Below are 18,226 nucleotides of genomic sequence, written 5' to 3' on the forward strand. Positions count from 1 at the left end.
ATTGGCAGCACATGGTCGATAGCACATCCGTCAGGGGGCATTGCCAGGCAGCCGGCGCAAAAGGGGGACTCACAAGGAGGGCTTTGGTCGCAGCCGCGGCCGCTTTACGAGCAAGATCCACGCCCGTTCAGACGGTCAGGGGTGCCCTCTTGGCTTCGCCCTGACTGGCGGAGTGGCTTCCGACGATAACGCCTTCAAGCCCCTGCTGGAAATGCCGGTTGGCAGACCGCGCCTGATGCTGGCCGACAAGGGATATGACGGCGACACTATCCGCGAAGCGCTGTTTCTTCAGGGTATCCTGCCGGTCATACCGCCCAGGTCATACCGCCCAGGTCGAACCGCAGGACACCTGCGAAATGCGACTAGCGCGCCTACAAGGACCGCAACCGCATCGAGCGCATGTTCAACCGGATCAAACAGTTCCGCCGCATCGCCACCCGCTACGATAAAACCGCCAGATCCTTCCTCGGCTTCCTATGCCTTGCTGCCGTGAGGCTCTGGTTCTCCTCTTTTGTCAACGCGGCCTAGGGCGCGGGAGACATCGCCATTTCCCGTTCCAGCGCTTTCCGATCCTTTGTCAGGCGCTCCAGCCAGAGGCGGGATTGCGGATCGGGGTAAACGTCTTCGTGACCATTTTGAAGCGCAGTGACCAGAGCGGAAGCAAGGCTGGGCCAGGAAAGCGTGCTTCCCTCAATGGATTGGTGCTCTTCAATATCAAGCTTCGCCGGATAGGCCACAACCAGCCTCGCTCCTTGATTCAATAGCTTTGCGCGCAGGGAAATCGCCAGAGCTTGTGCTGCTGCCATCTGAGCCGAATGTCGCGGCTGGTCGGGGTAAGCCGACAGCGCAGCGAAGGAGAGAGCAAAAACCCAAGTGCACTTTCGGTCTGGCAGAATAGGCGTAAAGCGCTCTGCCAATTCCAGATGTGCCTCCATGCGTTGCCCCAAAGAGGTGCCCCCATAGGTGTCGGCATACCAGTTGGTTTCAACAACCAGCTCTACCTTACTGTCATCCGCCTCTCGTGAACTGGGGCCCCAGACATTTGCTGCACCTGCATCCAGCAAAGCGGACTTGCAGGCCTGCCCGAGCGGGTTTTCACTGTCTGTCAGGTAACAATTCAGCCCGGCAAGCGGACGGGGCGTTATGGTCATGGCGGAGACCTTTTCCTTGTCAGCGGCGGGAGGGGCCGCCTGCACCACGACGCTGCCGCCGGGCGCAAAAACGTAAGACAGATGGACTGTATTGCCGACGCAGCAGTTGTCCTTAAGAAACGCCACGAGGACCACGCCAGAATTGTGCCTGACCAGCCCCGTGTGCGGAGCAGTCGGGCCAGAAAAAGCCGGTTCGAGACTGTGATAGACCGAGGCTTCGGCCAGCACTGCGGCTTGACGGGTCTGCTCACGCCAGACCAGAGCGGAGGAGAGGCATTGCCGGCAGAACTCCTGTGGTGGGTATTGCACGGTGGAGCAATCATCGCAGACCTGAAGCGCAAAGCGACCAATGGCGGCAGGACCGGTCATGCCAAGTGCGGCGCGGCTTCTCAGGCGGGGCGGAATGGCGAAGATGCGCTTCATCGTGCCGCCGCCAGAATTGCGGCGCCACAGCTCAAACCGCGATCGTAGACGATCATGCCGAAGCCGGACACCAGTCCGATGCTCGCGTCTGGAACCTGATGACCCTCGGCAGTCCCGGTCAACTGGCGCAGTGTTTCGGTGACGCCGAGGAAGCCGCCGGCAAAGCCTGCCTGTCCTGAAGACAATTGCCCGCCTCCGGTGTTGACCGGAAAGTCTCCGCCGAAGCCCAAGTCGTGCGACGCGACAAATCCGGCAGCAGCTCCCTTTTCGCAGAAGCCAAAATCCTCGAGTTGCAGGAAGCTGATCACCGGATAGTCGTCATAGGTCTGAAAGCAGTCGATCCCGGTTCTTTCAATCCTAGCTGTTGCAAACAGGCGATCGGCATCCAGCGCCCATCCGGCCCTGTCCTGCACCGGATCATCCGGAAAGCTGTTGTGGCGCTCGGAGGAGGCAAGAAGGACGCAATGGGCTAGGTCCAGCCGCTCTGCCTCTTGCCGGCGCATCACCAGAAACGCCTCGGCGCCGGCGCAGGGCATGACGCAATCGAACAGGCGTAGTGGCCCGGCAATCGGGCGCGCTGTCAGATAGGCATCCATCGTCAGTTCCTTGCGGATCATGGCGCGGGGATTGTTGAGACCGTTGCGACGTTGGGCAATGCAAAGGCGGCCGAAATCCTCGGCGCGAGCGCCGTAGCGGCGCATATAGTGATCGGTCAGGAAGGCAAAGCTCTGGTTCGGGCCACCGGCCCCGTAGGGGTAGACCGCGTCCTGTGAAGCTTGTGAAAACCGGGCCGTGTTCTCGCGGAAACCGGTTGGCGTATTGGTGTCGGCCCCCATGCAGGCCACGATCGTGGCGTCTCCACCTTGCACCGCCGCAGCCGCCCGTCTAATTGCGGCAATCGCGCTGGCACCGCCTAGGAATATCGAGTCTAGCCAACCCAGCTCCAGGCCGAGGGCATGGGCCAGTCCAATGCCGCTGTCGGGCGTCAGGGTGAAACTGGAGATGCACACGCCGTCAACCCGGTCCTTGGCGATGCCGGCTCCACCGAGCAGCCCGCGCAGTGCCCGAGCAAAGAAGGCCGCAGCGCTGTCGTTGGAATACCGCTGATAGGGGACCGATACCGGAACCGTCAGAACGATATCGTCATAGCCGCGTGCGCTCATGCTGGCGCCTGCCGCAAGGCTTTTTTGCGGTCGCGCAGGTCGAAGCATGCGTCAGCACTGAACGGATCGTCTGCCAGTGGCTTCAGTGACGCCTTCTGGACTTTCTGTGTGGATGTGGTGGGTAGGGCACTAACGAAAGCGATGTAACCGGGCACCTTGAAATAGGCGAGATGTACTGCGCAATAGGCAAATATGCGATCCGCCAGTTGCTCCGCGGCCTGTTGGCTGTCGGTTGGCACCACCACCGCCAGCACTTCCTGCTCCCGCAGAGGATCATCTGTCGCCACTACGGCAATTGCCGACACTTCCGGCAGCGACGCGATGGCCGCCTCGACCTCGGCTGCGGCGATGTTCTCGCCAGATCGCCGAATGATGTTCTTCTTGCGCTCGACAAAAAACAGCGCGCCGCTTTCGTCCTGCCGCACCACGTCGCCGGTATGCAGCCATCCGCCGCTCCAGGCCGCCTCGGTCGCGGCCTCGTCCTTCAGATAGCCACTGAAAAAGCCAAGCCGCGGATCCGGTCCGGGGGCCCGCAACAGCAACTCGCCAGCCTCTCTTTCTGCAACCTCTACACCATCGTCGCCGACCAGTCGTACTTCCAAAGGCGGGCCAGGCCGGTCTGGCCGGCCGATGCAGCGTTGTCCGACATGGCGTGGCTCGGTTGTATCGCACAAGGTTCCAGCGCCACCGGTTTCAGTCATGGCCCAGCCTTCCAGCAAGGGAACGCCGAAGCGTTTTTCGAATCTGGCATGATGATCGGGATGTACGCCGCCGCCGAGCCCAAAGCGCATTTGATGGCTATGTTCGAACTCGGTTTCGGGCAGCTCGTGCAGTATTGCCGGCATCACGCCGAGGTAATGGAAACAGGTGGCTTCAGTCTGGACGGCATCCTGCCACCAGCTACGCGGATGGAACCGGTCGACGATGATCTGCGCGCCGCCGCATGACAGCATCCCCATGAAGGAGTGCCCCATCGCGTTGACATGGAAGGTGGGCAGCGGGGTCAGCAACCGTTCCTGACCCGGACGCAATGCGATCAATCCATCCTGGCTGCTGTACCAATCGGCCCAGTTCAGGAAATACCGGTTTGAAAGGATGCAACCCTTGGGTCTTCCGGTGGTGCCGGAGGTGTAGATCAGCGCGCATTCGGAATGCAGGGCTGGCACACCTGGCTGATTGGCCATTGCGCGCGGCGGGATGCTATCGTCCGGGGCGCAGCAGGCAAGATTCAGTTCTGCCGCAACCGTGTCGGTGCGGGCAGCATAATCGGGCAAGCGCACCAAAAGGCGAGCCTCGCTGTGAGACAAAAGATAGCTCAGTTCGTCGGCGCTGGCCTGCGGGTTTACAGGGACAACACTTGCCGCAATCGCATTCAGCGCCAACCAGTGCAGGAAATGCGCGGGCCGGTTTTCCAGAAGCAGCGCAATGCGGTCGCCGGCACCGTATCCGGCCGCTACATACTGTTCCGACAGGCTGCCGACGGCGGCCTGCATCTCGGCGTAGCGCAGGCAGGCAGGTTCGGCGGGCCACAGCGCCTGCACCGATTGAGGAAGCACGAGCATGTCATGATCAGCAAAGGCCACAGCCTGCTGTTTCAGCAGCCCGGCAACGCTCCGACAGTCCATGAACCTGCCTTCAAACGACGGGGTGACTTGTTCTTCATCCATATTCTGGTATCGCCATGTTGGTTTTTGAATGGAGGGCCCGATCATGTCGACACAGACACCGAAACGCTCGGACGAAGAAATCCTCGCCGGATTTGAATATGCTCTGTGGCATCTCGGCTCTGCGTTCTCGCGCTGGCGGCGTGATTGTTTTGCGGCGGTCAGCGATCTCGGCCTCAGCGGGTCGGAAACCTCGATCCTGCATGCGGTGGAAATGAATGACACCGCCAAGGGCCTGATGGACATCAGCCGCCTTCTGCATCGGGATGACCTTCCCAATCTTCAATACGGACTGAAGAAGCTGTTGCAGATTGAGCTGATCGAAAAGCGTGGCACCTCGCGCAAGACAACGAACTACGTAATTTCCGAATCCGGAAAGGCGGTTGTTCTCGCCTACAAGAAGAAGCGCCGGGAAACGCTTCTGCGGCTTTTCAAGCAATTGCCTCAAGACGCGTTCGATCTTGAAAACATGGTCGCGCTGATGCACGTGATGACCGGAATATATGATCAGTCCGGCGACCTGCTGTTGCGCCACGATCAGGACTGACCGGTTGCCAAGCATCCCGATTGCACTTTTCGCATCGACAACATGGCCCTTCATTGCATGCGATAGCCCCCGTTGACATCCATGGTGGTCCCGGTGACCCAGCGCGCACCGGGGCTGACCAGATAGAGCACGGCTGCGGCGATATCATCGGTGGTTCCTATCTTGCCCAGAGGGATCCGTGCGGACAGCGCCGCGACACTTTCCGGTGTTGTGGCAGCCTCCAGCATCGGGGTTCTCACAGGTCCAGCGGCCACGCAGTTGACCGTCACGCCATAGGCCGCACCTTCGCGGGCAGCTATCTTGGTGAGACCCAACAAAGCTGCCTTTGATGCCACGTAGGATGCACTGCCGCGGTATCCGCCCAGTTGTGCCGCGGCCGAAGACATCAGCACAGCCGTTGCCCCGTGCAGGGGGGCTTGCTCGCGGCGGCGCAGGAATTCGCGCAGGCACAAGAAGGTGCCACGGGTGTTAACAGCAAAAACACTGTCCCATTCCTCGACCGTCATGTCTGGAATTCGCACCGACTCTGTGCCCGAAGGCATGATACCGGCACAGGTCACAAGAACAGACACCGGGCCGTTCAGGGCTTCCGCCTGATCGAACGCCGCCTTGACCTGAGCCTCATCGGTGACGTCCGTGCGGCAGATCTCTTCGCTCGCATGTGTGTCCGATCCGAATATGGCCATGCCATCAGCGGCCAGTGCCGCAGCGATTGCGCCGCCAAAGCCGCCTGCCACGCCCGAGATAAAGACTGATCGCATGTTTTGAACCTCCCAATTCCCCGGCACATTAGATGTATTTTTTGTTAAAAAATAGCCTTTTTAAAGCACGATTTATGTTATATTGCTGGTCTGGAGTGAGGAGCATTCTGTTTTCTGGTGATTGAAGGCGGGGTCATTTTCAAGTCGGAGGAGTTGAAACAATGAGGTCATCACTTTTGCGGAGCCTGGCGCTCGGGGTCGCTGCAGCGTTGGGCGCCACGTTTGTCGGCACAGCGCAAGCCGATACTGCCAGCCTGACTGTACAGAGCGCCTGGCCGCTGACGTTGCCGGCAAGCGGGCGAGATGCAAAGCACTTCGCCGACGCGATCAACGAGGCCTCCGGCGGCCAGATCAAGGTCCGTTTGATGAACGCCGGTGCGCTGGTGCCGTCGCTGGAAATCTTCGATGCAGTGCGCAACGGCACGCTCGATGCGGGTTACACGTCACCGCTCTATGTCGCGGGTAAGTTCCCGGCCGTTCAACTGTTTGGCGGCGTGCCCTTTGGTCCCGACGCGATGGGATATGTCGGCTGGATCTACAATGGCGGTGGACTTGATATCTGGCGTGAAATCTACGCCGAGCAGGGTGTCGTTACGGTTCCTTGCGGCCTGATGGCCCAGGAAGCCGGCGGTTGGTACAAGACAGAGATCAGCAGTGTTGAAGACCTCAAGGGTCTCAAGCTGCGTTTCGCCGGCCTGGCCGGGGAGGTGATGAAAAAGATGGGCGTCTCCGTTGTCCTGTTGTCGGGTGGAGACATTTTCCCCAACCTTGAACGCGGTGTCATCGACGGTACCGAATTCTCGATGCCCACCATCGACAAGCAGATCGGCTTCGACCAGATCGTCAAGAACTACTACCTGCCGGGCTGGCATCAACCTGCCGCGATCAACGAACTGATCATCAACAAGGCCAAGTGGCATTCGATGTCGGAGGGTCAGCAGAACCTAATCGAGCTGACCTGTCGCGAAACGATGCTGTGGGGTCTGACATCGACGTATGTGGAAAATGCTGAAGCCATTGATGCGTTTAAGGCCAATGGGGTCGAAATCCGTCAGTTTCCCGCAGAGGTTCTGGCTGGCTTCCAGACTGCGACCGAAGAAGTGATGCAGGAACAGTCGGCAAAGGATGAAAACTTCGCTCGTGCCTGGAATTCGCTCCAAGCCTACCGCGACAGTGCCACAAGCTGGGCTGCTGTTCAGAAGTAAAGACGAAAGGGGCGGCTGATGGATAAAATTCTGGATTGGCTGCCTCGTTCCATTGAACGGGTCACCGAGGCCGCGGGCATCATCGGAGCGCTTTTTCTACCCCTTCTGATCCTTGTGGTGGTCGGAAATGTGGTGCTGCGCTATGGGTTTGGTCTCGGCCTAGTAGAGCTGGAAGAACTGCAATGGCATCTCAATGCCGTGACCATCATGCTCTGCCTTGGCTACGCCTACCGACATGACGCCCACGTGCGCGTCGATGTGCTGCGAGACGGGTGGAGCGCTACCCGCAAGGCATGGGTCGAAGTGATCGGCATCATGCTTTTGCTGCTGCCCTTCACCATTGGCATCATGTGGTTCAGCTGGAACAGCTTTGCCTATTCCTGGAAGATCGGGGAAGGATCGCCGATGCCCAGCGGGCTACCTGCACGTTATCTGGTCAGATTGTTACTTTTTTCAGGGTTTGCGCTACTGGCGGCACAGTCACTCGCTTCGCTGATACGGGCGGTGCAGATCATCAGGGCCAATGCATCAGGAGACCGGAAGTGACAACAGATGCTCTGCTGGTTCTGGCGATGTTCGCCACCTTTGCCATCGGCCTGTTCGCCGGCTTTCCCGTGGCCTTCGTGCTCGGCGGAGTGGGCGTTCTGTTTGCCCTGCTTGGCGAAGTTCTCCCATATCTCGGCATAGACGTCTTTGCGGGGGTCAATTTCATCGGCTTTGCCAATGACCGGATCTTCAGCGCGCTGACCAATTACTCGTTGATCCCGATGGCACTGTTCGTATTCTTAGGATTCATGCTCGACCGGTCGGGCGTGGCCGAGCGCCTGCTCGATGCAATGGCGCGCAGCCTTGGCCGGACACCCGGAAGTCTTGGGATTTCTGTCGTGGTGATCGGGGTCATCCTGGCCGCATCCACCGGGATTATCGGCGCATCCGTGGTTCTGCTGGCGACGGTCGCATTGCCGGCGCTGCGAAAGGCGGGTTACGACATGCCTCTCGGACTGGGCACCGTGGCAGCCTCAGGCTGCCTGGGCATCCTGATCCCTCCCTCGATCATGCTGATCGTCATGGGCGACCAGTTACGGCTTTCTGTCGGCGACCTGTTCATGGCCGCAGTATTTCCCGGCGTCCTGCTGGCAACGCTATACGTTGCCTATCTGGTCACCGTCTCGTTGTTGCAGCCGCACAAGGCACCACCGTCACCCGATGCCGGAAAGTTTGACCTTGCCGCCTTAAGGGACGTCATTGCCGCACTGTTTCCGCCGATGGTTCTGATGGTGCTGGTGCTAGGGTCGATTTTCTTCGGCATTGCCTCCCCGACCGAAGCCTCGGGGCTGGGTGCACTGGGAGCAACGCTGATCTGCCTGGCGAACCGGACACTGACGCCGGGAGTTCTCTACGAAGCCTGCATCGCGACCGCAAAAACCGTTGCCTTTCTGTTTGGAATCATCTTCGGCGCGACCTGTTTCTCGGTGGTGTTGCGCGGATATGGCGGTGATGCGCTTGTCGAAGAACTGCTCACTGGGCTGGGCTGGTCCCGCCTGTCAATCCTGATGCTGGTTCTGGCAACGGTCTTCGCGCTCGGTTTCGTGCTCGACTGGATGGAAATCATCCTGATCGTTGCTCCGTTGACCGTGCCGGTGATCGTTTCGCTCGGTTATGACCCGGTCTGGGTCGCGATTCTGCTGGCGATCTGTCTGCAGACTTCGTTCCTGACACCGCCGGTGGGCATGGCGCTGTTCTATGTGAAAAGCGTCGCGCCAGCCAACGTGACAACCCGCCAGATCTATCGCGGCGTCGTACCTTTTGTGATCCTGCAGTTGACCGGACTGCTGGCAGTAGGGCTATTTCCACAGATCGCTCTCTGGCTGCCAAGCGTTGCTTACTAGGCTTCAGACTCATAACCAGTAGCAGACTGTTGCCGCGAGGCAGATGGCCGACAGAAAGTTGTTGGCGTTGCGATCCTGCGAAACTCCTTGAACCTGCCGAACATCCGTTCGATGACGTTTTTCCCCTTGTAAGGGTATGGCGAGAAACAGCTTTTCCATTTCCATGCTTTCCGCGATGGGATGTTTGGCAGAGATCCTCGCGCCTCTATGGTCCTGCGGATACGGTCACTGTCATAGCCCTTGTCGCCATGCAGTACTCCTTTTTCCGGAGCCAGCGGCAAAAGAGCCTCTGCTCCGGTGAAGTCGGAGATATTGGCACCGGTGAGATGAAAGGCGATTGGCCGGCCTTTGTTGTCGCTCAGGGCGTGGATTTTGGTTTCCGGACCACCACGAGCTCGGCCCAGGGCATGGGCTTGAGCCCCCCTTTGTCACCATGGGCAACCCGATGCGCCCGAACAGCCGTTCTGTCGATCATCACTTCAAGCGCCGGATCACCGGTTTGGGACAGCGTGTCGAATATCCTGGTCCAGGCACCCTTTTCGGACCAGCGGACGAAGCGGTTGTAAAGGGGTTTCCTGGGGCCATAGACGTCCGGCGCATCGACCCAGCGACCACCAGACTTCAAGACATGAATGATGCCGCTGATCACCCGCCGGTCATCGACACGGGCCTTGTCCCGCGTATTGGTCGGCAACAACGGTCGCAACCTCAAAAACTGCTCTTCGCTAAGCCAGAAATACCGATCAGACATCACCAAGCCCCTGCTCAGGAGTTTGAATCAGAAATCAAATGATTTGCATAGGTATTTTATGGGTCTGAAGCCTAGACAAGTGGGCCAAGCTTCAAAAGGCGCTCTTGGACTACTGCGCGCTCGATACGAACGCGATGGTCCAGGTCTTTCAGTTCGTCGAGGCGCAGGTGAGGGGGAGGTTGAGGGAACCTCATTGAATTTGGAATGAGAAAACCCGCCCGATCGTCTCCGATGGGCGGGTTCTTTCGTTTCAGGGCCGTTTGAGCCGCTTATTGGCCTAAATTGGCCATCCTATGCGACTCGGGACAACAACAAGCCGGTGGGCGGCTTAGCTGCAGCCGCTGGTGGAGCCGCAGGTGTCACATTTCAGGCAGGTGCCGTTGCGCACCATGGTGAAATTGCCGCATTCGGCACAGCTTTCCCCCTCGTAGCCCTTCATCCGGGCCTGAGCGATCTGCTGCGCCTGATTGGCGGGGGCAGGGGTCGCCGTGCCGACCTCGGCCTCGGGTGCTTCTTCCGCCGCCACGTCCCGCTTGAAGGCGGTGGCAAGACCGCCCGCGCGCGCCTGAATCGGCGTGCCGGCCTTGGCGCTTCCGCCGCTGGTGCCGGTGGTCTGTGCGCCGCCAAGCGCGCCGGCCGGCTCGTCCGGATTGCTGACCAGGCGGAAGCGCTCGGTCTGGCCACGCACCAGACCCTTGGAGACGACGCCGTCATGGGCGCCATCGCTGCTGCGGGTCTCGTTCTGGCCGGAACTGATCACCGTGCTGCCGATGGCCTCCGGCGGCACATGCGCCAGATCGTGACGGTCGAGATAGGAGACCGCCAACTCGCGGAAGATGTAGTCAAGGATCGAGGTCGCGTTCTTGATCGCCTCGTTGCCCTGCACCATGCCCGCCGGTTCGAAGCGTGTGAAGGTGAAGGCGTCGACATATTCCTCCAGCGGCACGCCGTATTGCAGGCCGAGAGAAATGGCGATGGCGAAGTTGTTCATAAGCGAGCGGAAGGCGGCGCCTTCCTTGTGCATGTCGATGAAAATCTCGCCCAGCCGGCCATCGCGGTATTCGCCGGTGGTGAGATACACCTTGTGACCGCCAACGCGCGCCTTCTGGGTGTAGCCCTTGCGCCGGTCCGGCATCTTCTCGCGCTCGCGCACCGGCCGTTCCACCACCCGTTCGACGATCCGCTCGACGATCTTCTCGGCGATCTTTTCCGCGCGGGCCGCCTGCGGCTGGGCCATCAGCGTCTCGACCGCATCCTCCTCATCGTCCGCATCATCGGCCAGAAGCTGCGAATTCAGCGGCTGCGACAGCTTGGAACCATCGCGGTACAGCGCATTGGCCTTCAGCGCCAGGCGCCAGGACAGCATGTAGGCTTCGGTGCAGTCGGCCACCGTCGCGTCGTTCGGCATGTTGATCGTCTTGGAGATCGCGCCGGAAATGAACGGCTGCGCCGCCGCCATCATGCGGATGTGGCTTTCCACCGACAGGAAACGCTTGCCGATGCGTCCGCACGGGTTGGCGCAATCAAACACCGGATAATGCTCTTCCTTGAGGAAGGGAGCGCCCTCCAGCGTCATCGCGCCGCAGACATGGGTGTTTGCCGCCTCGATATCGGCCTTGGAATAGCCAAGGAACGACAGCAGGTCGAAATCCACGTCGTCGAGCTTGTCCGCCGGCACGTTCAGCGCACCGGTCAGGAACGCTTCGCCAAGGGTCCAGCGGTTGAAGACGAACTTGATGTCGAAGGCCGACTTCAGCGCGCCCTTGACCTTTTCAAGTGCCTCATCGTCAAAGCCCTTGGCCCGCAGGGTGCCCGGGTTGATCGCCGGTGCCTGGTCGAGGGTGCCGTGACCGACCGCATAGGCCTCGATCTCGGCGATCTCGCTTTCCGAATAGCCAAGCGCGGACAAGGCTTCCGGAACCGCGCGGTTGATGATCTTGAAGTAGCCGCCGCCGGCCAGCTTCTTGAACTTCACCAGTGCGAAATCGGGCTCGATGCCGGTGGTGTCGCAGTCCATCACCAGGCCGATCGTGCCGGTGGGGGCGATCACCGTTGCCTGGGCGTTGCGGTAGCCGTGCTGTTCGCCAAGCTCCAGCGCCCGGTCCCAGGCCGCCTGTGCCCGCTCCACCAGGGCGGCGTCGGGGCAGGAGGCGTGATCGAGCGGCACCGGCGTGGTGTTCAGCGCCTCGTAGCCGTCCGTTTCGCCATAGGCGGCACGGCGGTGGTTGCGCATCACCCGCAGCATGTGCTCGGCATTGTCGGCATAGCCGGGGAAGGCACCGAGTTCGCCGGCCATTTCGGCGCTGGTGGCATAGGACACGCCGGTCATAATCGCCGAGAGCGCACCGCAGATGGCGCGGCCCTCGGGGGAATCGTAGGGAATACCGGAGGTCATCAGCAGGCCACCGATGTTGGCATAGCCAAGGCCGAGGGTGCGGTAGCGGTAGGACCGCTCGGCGATCTCCTTCGACGGGAACTGGGCCATCAGCACGGACACTTCCAGCACGATGGTCCACAGCCGCACGGCGTGCTCGTAGCTGTCGATGTCGACCGACCGGTCATCCTGGCGGAACTGCAGCAGGTTCAGCGACGCCAGGTTGCAGGCCGTGTCATCGAGGAACATGTATTCCGAGCACGGGTTGGAGGCGCGGATCTCGCCGGAGGCCGGGCAGGTGTGCCAGTCGTTGATGGTGGTGTGGTACTGGATCCCCGGATCGGCGGAGGCCCAGGCGGCGTAGCCGATCTGCTCCCACAGCTCACGCGCCTTCAGCGTCTTGGTAACGCGGCCGTCCTTGCGGGCGGTCAGGTCCCATTCGCCATCTTCCAGCACGGCGGTGAGGAAACCGTCGGTGACCCGCACCGAGTTGTTGGAGTTCTGGCCGGAAACGGTGAGGTAGGCTTCGGAATCCCAGTCGGTGTTGTAGGTCGGGAATTCGATCCTGGTGAAGCCCTGGCGCGCGAACTGGATGACGCGCTGGATGTAATTCTCCGGCACCATCATCTTCTTGGCGGCGCGGATTTCCCGCTTCAAGGCCGGGTTCTTAGCCGGGTCGAAGCAATCGCCGTCCGTGCCTTCGCAATTGACGCAGGCGCGCATGATCGCGGTGAGGTGCTTCTGGCAGATCTTCGAGCCCGTGACGAGGGCCGCGACCTTCTGTTCCTCGCGCACCTTCCAGTTCACGTAGTCCTCGACGTCCGGATGGTCGATGTCGACCACCACCATCTTGGCGGCGCGGCGGGTGGTGCCGCCGGACTTGATGGCGCCGGCGGCGCGGTCGCCGATCTTCAGGAAGCTCATCAGGCCGGAGGACTTGCCGCCGCCGGAGAGCTTTTCACCTTCGCCGCGCACGCGGGAGAAGTTGGAGCCGGTGCCGGAGCCGTATTTGAACAGCCGCGCTTCGCGTACCCACAGGTCCATGATGCCGTTGTCGTTGACGAGATCGTCCTCGACCGACTGGATGAAACAGGCGTGGGGCTGGGGGTGCTCATAGGCGGTGGCCGAGCGGGTCAGCTCGCCGGTCTGGAAGTCGACGTAGAAATGCCCCTGGCTCGGACCGTCGATGCCATAGGCCCAGTGCAGGCCGGTGTTGAACCATTGCGGGCTGTTCGGCGCCACCTTCTGGGTCGCCAGCATGTAGCGCAGCTCGTCGTAAAACGCCTGGGCATCGGCTTCGCTGTCGAAATAGCCGCCCTTCCAGCCCCAATAGGTCCAGGTTCCGGCCAGACGGTCGAACACCTGGCGGGCATCCATCTCCGAGCCGTAGCGCTCGTCCTCGGGCAGAGCTTCCAGCGCGTCGAGATCGGCCTGGTGCCGCCACAGCCAGGAGGGAACCGTGTTCTCCTCAACCGGCTTCAGCTTGGCCGGGACGCCAGCCTTGCGGAAATATTTCTGCGCCAGAATGTCGGAGGCGACCTGCGAGAACTGCGCCGGCACCTCGATGTTCTCCAGACGGAAGACGATGGAGCCATCCGGATTGCGGATTTCGCTCGTCGCGTTGCGAAACGCGATCTCGGCGTAGGGCGACTGCCCATCCTTGGTGTAACGCCGTTCGATCTTCATCCTGGAGCCCCTTTACGTGCATCTGACCCGCCCGGCCAGTCGTGAGCGATCGCGGTGAACCCGCATGTCGGCAGTGACGGCCAGACCGCCACGATCCTGCCCGCGCCGCAGGCACGGGAGGGTCGCTGATCACTACCCTGTTGTTTGTCTTTCGCGCAGGCCGCGCGACTTCCGTCTATGTGGATGAACACTAAATATAGTGCATCGTGTGATTCTTGTCACGATATATCGATGCATCAAGACGCGGAAACGCCTTCGCCGCGAACGGTTTGCGTTCGTGACGGGCACACTGATCCGGCTTCCCGATGAAGAGGACGCGGGGCGTCTGCCCCAACCTTGTTACGATGTTCCTGACGCTTCGAAGGTAGGGTGAATCGTCCGCCAGCGTCAAGCGCTGAGAGCTAGCTATTGGGGGGGCTGCAAGAATGATCCACAATGTCTAGTGGGTGTGTGGAGCTGCGCATGTGGATAACGAGGATTGGCCGAAAAAAACAGTGCCCTCGCGTCGCGCTCACGGTGCCGTTGCCCAGCCCGGCGCAGGCCCGTATCCGCCGCGTCCCACCCCGTCAGGCTTGTCGCCGCGAAGGTTTGCGGCGGGATGCAGGGGGGGCGCGCTTTGCCGTGCAGAGGGCCGCCACGCCCTCAGCGCCGTTGATGGCGAGGATTTCCAGTCCGCCGAGAGGGCCAGAATCATATCCGGCAGCGCATGGTACCATCGGGCCACATCAATTTTTAAGAAAACTCGCGAAGAATTGCCTGCTGCGGGGCAAATGAATTGTAGGGCGTGTATGTTTTCATGGTGCTTGCGCAGGTTGTGCGCGGGATGATGCGGTGGCGCGGATGACACGGCACTATGCCTATGGGCTCGATATCACCGACCTCGATGTGGTCGTCGTTGACGATTCCAAGCCGATGCAGACCATTCTTCGGTCGATTCTGCTGAGCTTTCGCGTTCGCCGGGTGCGCACGTTCGATTCGGCGCAAGCGGCGCTGGATGTCATGCGGATCGATCCGCCGAACCTGGTCATCACCGATTGGCGCATGAAGCCGATGTCGGGCCTGGGTCTGCTGCGCCTCATGCGCCAGCGCCGGTTGGCGCCTCTCTGCTTCTTGCCAATTATTTTTGTCACAGCTCATGGGACTCGCACGCTGATCGACAGGGTGCTGCGTGCGGGGGCGCAGAACATCCTGGTCAAGCCGCTGTCGCCGGCCTCTCTATATGAGCGGCTGATCTGGACCCTGCATGATCCACGGCCGCTGGTGTTTGCCGAAGACGGCCGCTACGTCATCGACGGGGTGGCGGCCAGCCTGGATGCCAAGGCGCGGAAATGGCGGCAGATGGGGGCGAGCAAGGTGGTGGACCTGGGCAAGGACCGACCGTCCGCCGCCGGCGCGCGCGATGGGGCGCTGTCGCGCGCCCCGCGATTGCCGGCACCGGAGCCGCTGGCGGCGCTGGTGGATGCGCGCAGCGGTGTTGCCCTCGATGTGGCAAGGCCCGCTCCTTCTAAGGCACTGGGCGACCAGGCCACTGCGCAGAGCGGGCCTGGTCGAGCGTAGGGGCGGGCGCATCGGTCGCAACCCGGCCGGGGACTGCCGCCATCGGATGGCTGGACATCGGGCGGCCGTCGGGGCATAGTCGCGCCGAATTTCGGCCTGCGCGCGCCTGACGGGTGCCCGGTCCCGAAAAATGGCATTCCCGGCGCGGCGAACCGGCGCGTCATCAAACCGGAACCCTCGATCAGATGAAAACCCTGCTTCTTCAGTTCTTCACCTGGTGGAACAGCGCCACCTGGGGTACCCGTTTCTTCACGTGGCGCAAGGGTGAATTCGTCGGTCAGGACGAGTTCGGCAATAGCTACTATCGCGAGCGCGGCGGCAAGAAGCGCTGGGTGATCTACAAGGATCTGGCCGAGGCCTCGATGATTCCCCCGGGCTGGCACGGCTGGATGCACCACCGTGTTGACACGCCGCCGACCGAGGAGAGCTACACCGCGCGGGACTGGCAGGCGCCGCATCGTCCCAACATGACCGGCACGGCCGCTGCCTACCGCCCGAAGGGCTCGATCCTGGCGACGAGCAAGCGCCCCGAGGTGACCGGCGACTACGAAGCCTGGACGCCGGGCAACTGAGGCGCCTTGCGCCGTCCGGGAGGCGAGGGCTTCCCGCTCTGTGAGAATTGGATGTAAGGCCCGCCGCAAGCGGGCCTTTCTTTTTGGCCCGTGCGGTTTGGCGAAAAAGGTCGGCGCGCGCGGGGCGGGCATGAAAAAGGCCCGCTTGAGCGGGCCTTTTACGCGATCGGTGATGAGGGGCCTTTGGATCAGGCGACTTCCGTCGTCACGCCGAGCCTGCGGTCCAGATAGGAGCCGCATTCCTCCATCAAGGTGTCCATGTGGTTCTCGAAGAAGTGGTTGGCGCCGGGAATCGTCTTCTGATCGATGACGATTCCCTTCTGCGTCTTCAGCTTGTCGACGAGATTCTGGACATCCTTGGGGGGCACGACCTTGTCCGCATCGCCATGGATGATCAGCCCGGAAGACGGGCAAGGGGCGAGGAAGGAGAAGTCGTGCAGGTTCGCCGGCGGCGCGGCGGAGATGAAGCCTTCCACCTCCGGGCGGCGCATCAGGAGCTGCATGCCGATCCAGGCGCCGAAGGAGAAGCCGGCGATCCAGCAGGCGCGCGCATCCGGGTGCACGCTCTGCACCCAGTCGAGCGCGGCGGCGGCATCCGACAATTCGCCCTGGCCGTGATCGAATGTGCCCTGACTGCGGCCGACGCCCCGGAAGTTGAAGCGCAGCACCGCGAAGCCGCGCTTCGCGAACATGTAGTAGAGCTGATAGACGATCTGGTTGTTCATCGTCCCGCCAAACTGCGGATGCAGATGCAGGATCAGGGCGATGGGCGCCGTTCGCGATTTCGCCGGCTGAAATCGGCCTTCGATCCGGCCGGCCGGACCATTGAAAATCACTTCAGGCATGGACCACCTCGTGCATGGGGGTTAGCTTCCTTCTTATTCTCCGGCCCACCATGCGGAAGGCCGACATCTGTCCACGAAAACCAGTTTTGAAACTGAGCGTTAAGGCGAGGCCTTCATTGCTTGGTTGAGCGGGGAGTGTCGTGATGGGCCCATGCGTCGCGTTCTGCGCATAAGCAGTTTCGCGTAGGCTTGCCTTGACTCGTCCGCGCCCAGTTCATAGAACCTTCTTTAGAATCGTTCGAAACTCGGCGGCGCGATGCATTTGCTCGTCCCGTAAGGTTCCGTGGATCGCCCCATAAGAATGGGTCTTCGTGATATATAGGGATGTCTTATCCCGATCTCCACGAAGAATTGCAAGGATTGCATGGCGGAAAGGTGAGGCCGGGCCGCCTCGATCATCGGAATTGATGGTAGATAAAGGACGGGCAGGGGTCGGAACAGGTGATGGCGGCGAAGACGGCGATCTATCTCGACTACAATGCAAGCGCGCCGATGCGTGCTTGCGTGGTCGATGCCGTTCGCGAGTTGCTTGCCGAGCGGGGCAATGCCTCTTCCGTGCATGGTCCCGGGCGGGTCGCCCGGGCGCGCATCGAGAGCGCCCGTGCGGCGGTTGGCCGGCTGGCCGGCATGCCTGCGCAACACGTTACCTTCACCTCCGGCGCTACCGAGGCAAACGTTACCGCGTTGTCTCCTGACTGGAAGCTGGACGGTGTGGAGCGCAGGTTCACCCGTCTTCTGGTCGGGGCGACCGAGCATCCATCCGTTACGTCGGGTGGCCGGTTCCCGGCAGAGGCGATCGAGACGATCCCGGTGGATGCGTCTGGGCGTGTGGACGTTGGCGCATTGGCGCGGCGTCTCGCCTATCTCCAGGAAGATGGCGAACTTCCGCTTGTCAGCGTCATGGCCGCCAATAACGAGACCGGCGTCTTGCAGCCGCTGGAGCGGATTGGTGAGGCGCTGGCGGGCAGCGACTGTCTCTTGCACGTGGATGCGGTGCAGGCCGCCGGGCGGATTTCGCTCGATATGACGGCCTGGGGCGCGGCGTCGATGGCGCTGTCGGCGCACAAGATCGGCGGGCCGCAGGGGGCGGGGGCGCTGGTGCTGCGCGATGAACAGACCGGTCCGCGACCGCTTCTGCGCGGCGGCGGGCAGGAAGGCTGGCGCCGGGCCGGTACGGAAAACACCCTTGCCATCGCCGGATTTGGCGTTGCGGCGGATGCGGCGCTTGGCGAGCTTGACGCTTGCGACGAAATTACGCGTCTCCGGGATGGTCTGGAGCGGGGTCTTTGCCATATATGGAACGACACGATCCGGTTTGGCGCGGATGTGGCGCGGCTGCCGAACACCTGTTGCTTCGCCGTGCCGGGTGTTGCCGCTGAAACGGCACTGATCGCCCTCGACATGGAGGGGATTGCGGTCTCTTCCGGGTCTGCCTGTTCCAGCGGCAAGGTGTCGGCATCGCCGGTGCTGCTGGCGATGGGGGTGCCCCGGGATCTGGCGCGCTGCGCGATCCGCATCAGCCTGGGGGCGGAGACCACGGCTGCGGAGATTGAAACGTTTCTCGCTGCCTGGCAGCGGATTTCCCGGCGGATCCGGGAGGCGGGCGCAGGTCGCGCCGCCTGATGGAGCCGCCACTTT

General features: G+C 61.6%; 14 protein-coding genes and 2 pseudogenes. 9 read left to right on the top strand and 7 right to left on the bottom strand.

Annotated elements, in window-relative coordinates:
* Nucleotides 1-40: 40 nt before the first annotated feature.
* Both LC062_RS00840 and LC062_RS00845 read left to right on the top strand, forming a co-directional pair.
* A pseudogene (locus LC062_RS00840) lies at nt 41-265 on the top strand (transposase); the annotation flags it as partial.
* A 134-nt stretch (nt 266-399) separates the two neighbouring features.
* The gene (locus LC062_RS00845; protein ID WP_263625384.1) at nt 400-528 is read left to right on the top strand and encodes a hypothetical protein; all 129 of its coding nucleotides are present in this window, start codon (nt 400-402) and stop codon (nt 526-528) included.
* Here LC062_RS00845 and LC062_RS00850 read toward each other — a convergent pair.
* Genes LC062_RS00850 through LC062_RS00860 form a run of 3 tightly spaced genes read right to left on the bottom strand, consistent with a single transcriptional unit; the run spans nt 525 to nt 4,404 of the window.
* Nucleotides 525-1,574 (bottom strand): zinc ribbon domain-containing protein, encoded by a 1,050-nt coding sequence (locus tag LC062_RS00850; protein WP_224909149.1) that lies wholly within the window; start codon nt 1,572-1,574, stop codon nt 525-527. The two genes, LC062_RS00845 and LC062_RS00850, sit on opposite strands and share 4 nt — an antisense overlap.
* Nucleotides 1,571-2,737, bottom strand: coding sequence for a thiolase family protein (locus LC062_RS00855; protein WP_224909150.1), 1,167 nt, complete (start codon nt 2,735-2,737; stop codon nt 1,571-1,573). The genes LC062_RS00850 and LC062_RS00855 overlap by 4 nt, the downstream gene beginning before the upstream one ends.
* Nucleotides 2,734-4,404, bottom strand: a complete 1,671-nt coding sequence (locus tag LC062_RS00860) for an AMP-binding protein (RefSeq protein ID WP_224909151.1) — start codon at nt 4,402-4,404, stop codon at nt 2,734-2,736. The genes LC062_RS00855 and LC062_RS00860 overlap by 4 nt, the downstream gene beginning before the upstream one ends.
* 43 nt (nt 4,405-4,447) lie before the next feature.
* Here LC062_RS00860 and LC062_RS00865 point away from each other — a divergent pair, with 43 nt between their 5' ends.
* Complete coding sequence (locus tag LC062_RS00865) at nt 4,448-4,948, top strand: winged helix DNA-binding protein (protein WP_224909152.1); 501 nt, start codon at nt 4,448-4,450, stop codon at nt 4,946-4,948.
* Between the two features lie 50 nt (nt 4,949-4,998).
* On the opposite strand, the gene LC062_RS00870 is transcribed toward LC062_RS00865, so the two are convergent.
* Complete coding sequence (locus LC062_RS00870) at nt 4,999-5,709, bottom strand: SDR family NAD(P)-dependent oxidoreductase (RefSeq protein ID WP_224909153.1); 711 nt, start codon at nt 5,707-5,709, stop codon at nt 4,999-5,001.
* A gap of 161 nt (nt 5,710-5,870) precedes the next feature.
* Here LC062_RS00870 and LC062_RS00875 point away from each other — a divergent pair, with 161 nt between their 5' ends.
* The 3 genes from LC062_RS00875 to LC062_RS00885 are packed head-to-tail and all read left to right on the top strand — an operon-like array spanning nt 5,871 to nt 8,803.
* Entirely contained in the window at nt 5,871-6,914 is a 1,044-nt protein-coding gene (locus LC062_RS00875; protein WP_224909154.1) for a TRAP transporter substrate-binding protein, read from the top strand.
* Nucleotides 6,915-6,932: 18 nt separating this feature from the next.
* Complete coding sequence (locus tag LC062_RS00880; protein ID WP_224909155.1) at nt 6,933-7,460, top strand: TRAP transporter small permease subunit; 528 nt, start codon at nt 6,933-6,935, stop codon at nt 7,458-7,460.
* Nucleotides 7,457-8,803 carry a TRAP transporter large permease gene (locus LC062_RS00885; protein WP_224909156.1) on the top strand — a complete coding sequence of 449 codons (1,347 nt, stop codon included), beginning with the start codon at nt 7,457-7,459 and terminating at the stop codon, nt 8,801-8,803. Before LC062_RS00880 ends, LC062_RS00885 begins: the two co-directional genes overlap by 4 nt.
* Before the next feature lie 9 nt (nt 8,804-8,812).
* On the opposite strand, the pseudogene LC062_RS00890 reads toward LC062_RS00885, so the two are convergent.
* Nucleotides 8,813-9,554: pseudogene (locus tag LC062_RS00890) on the bottom strand (IS5 family transposase).
* 328 nt (nt 9,555-9,882) lie between these two features.
* A complete protein-coding gene (locus LC062_RS00895) occupies nt 9,883-13,614 on the bottom strand; it encodes a vitamin B12-dependent ribonucleotide reductase (RefSeq protein WP_224909157.1) in 3,732 nt (1,243 codons plus the stop codon).
* An 840-nt stretch (nt 13,615-14,454) separates the two neighbouring features.
* On the opposite strand from LC062_RS00895, the gene LC062_RS00900 reads away from it, so the two are divergent.
* The gene (locus tag LC062_RS00900; protein ID WP_224909762.1) at nt 14,455-15,171 is read left to right on the top strand and encodes a response regulator; all 717 of its coding nucleotides are present in this window, start codon (nt 14,455-14,457) and stop codon (nt 15,169-15,171) included.
* A gap of 185 nt (nt 15,172-15,356) precedes the next feature.
* Nucleotides 15,357-15,743, top strand: a complete 387-nt coding sequence (locus tag LC062_RS00905; protein WP_224909158.1) for an NADH:ubiquinone oxidoreductase subunit NDUFA12 — start codon at nt 15,357-15,359, stop codon at nt 15,741-15,743.
* Nucleotides 15,744-15,931: 188 nt separating this feature from the next.
* On the opposite strand, the gene LC062_RS00910 is transcribed toward LC062_RS00905, so the two are convergent.
* Complete coding sequence (locus tag LC062_RS00910; protein ID WP_181761485.1) at nt 15,932-16,588, bottom strand: alpha/beta hydrolase; 657 nt, start codon at nt 16,586-16,588, stop codon at nt 15,932-15,934.
* A gap of 444 nt (nt 16,589-17,032) precedes the next feature.
* Here LC062_RS00910 and LC062_RS00915 point away from each other — a divergent pair, with 444 nt between their 5' ends.
* On the top strand, nt 17,033-18,211 hold the full coding sequence (locus LC062_RS00915) for a cysteine desulfurase family protein (protein WP_224909159.1): 1,179 nt from the start codon (nt 17,033-17,035) through the stop codon (nt 18,209-18,211).
* Nucleotides 18,212-18,226 lie beyond the last annotated feature (15 nt).

Source organism: Stappia indica, assembly GCF_020177335.1.
Lineage (GTDB): Bacteria > Pseudomonadota > Alphaproteobacteria > Rhizobiales > Stappiaceae > Stappia > Stappia indica_B.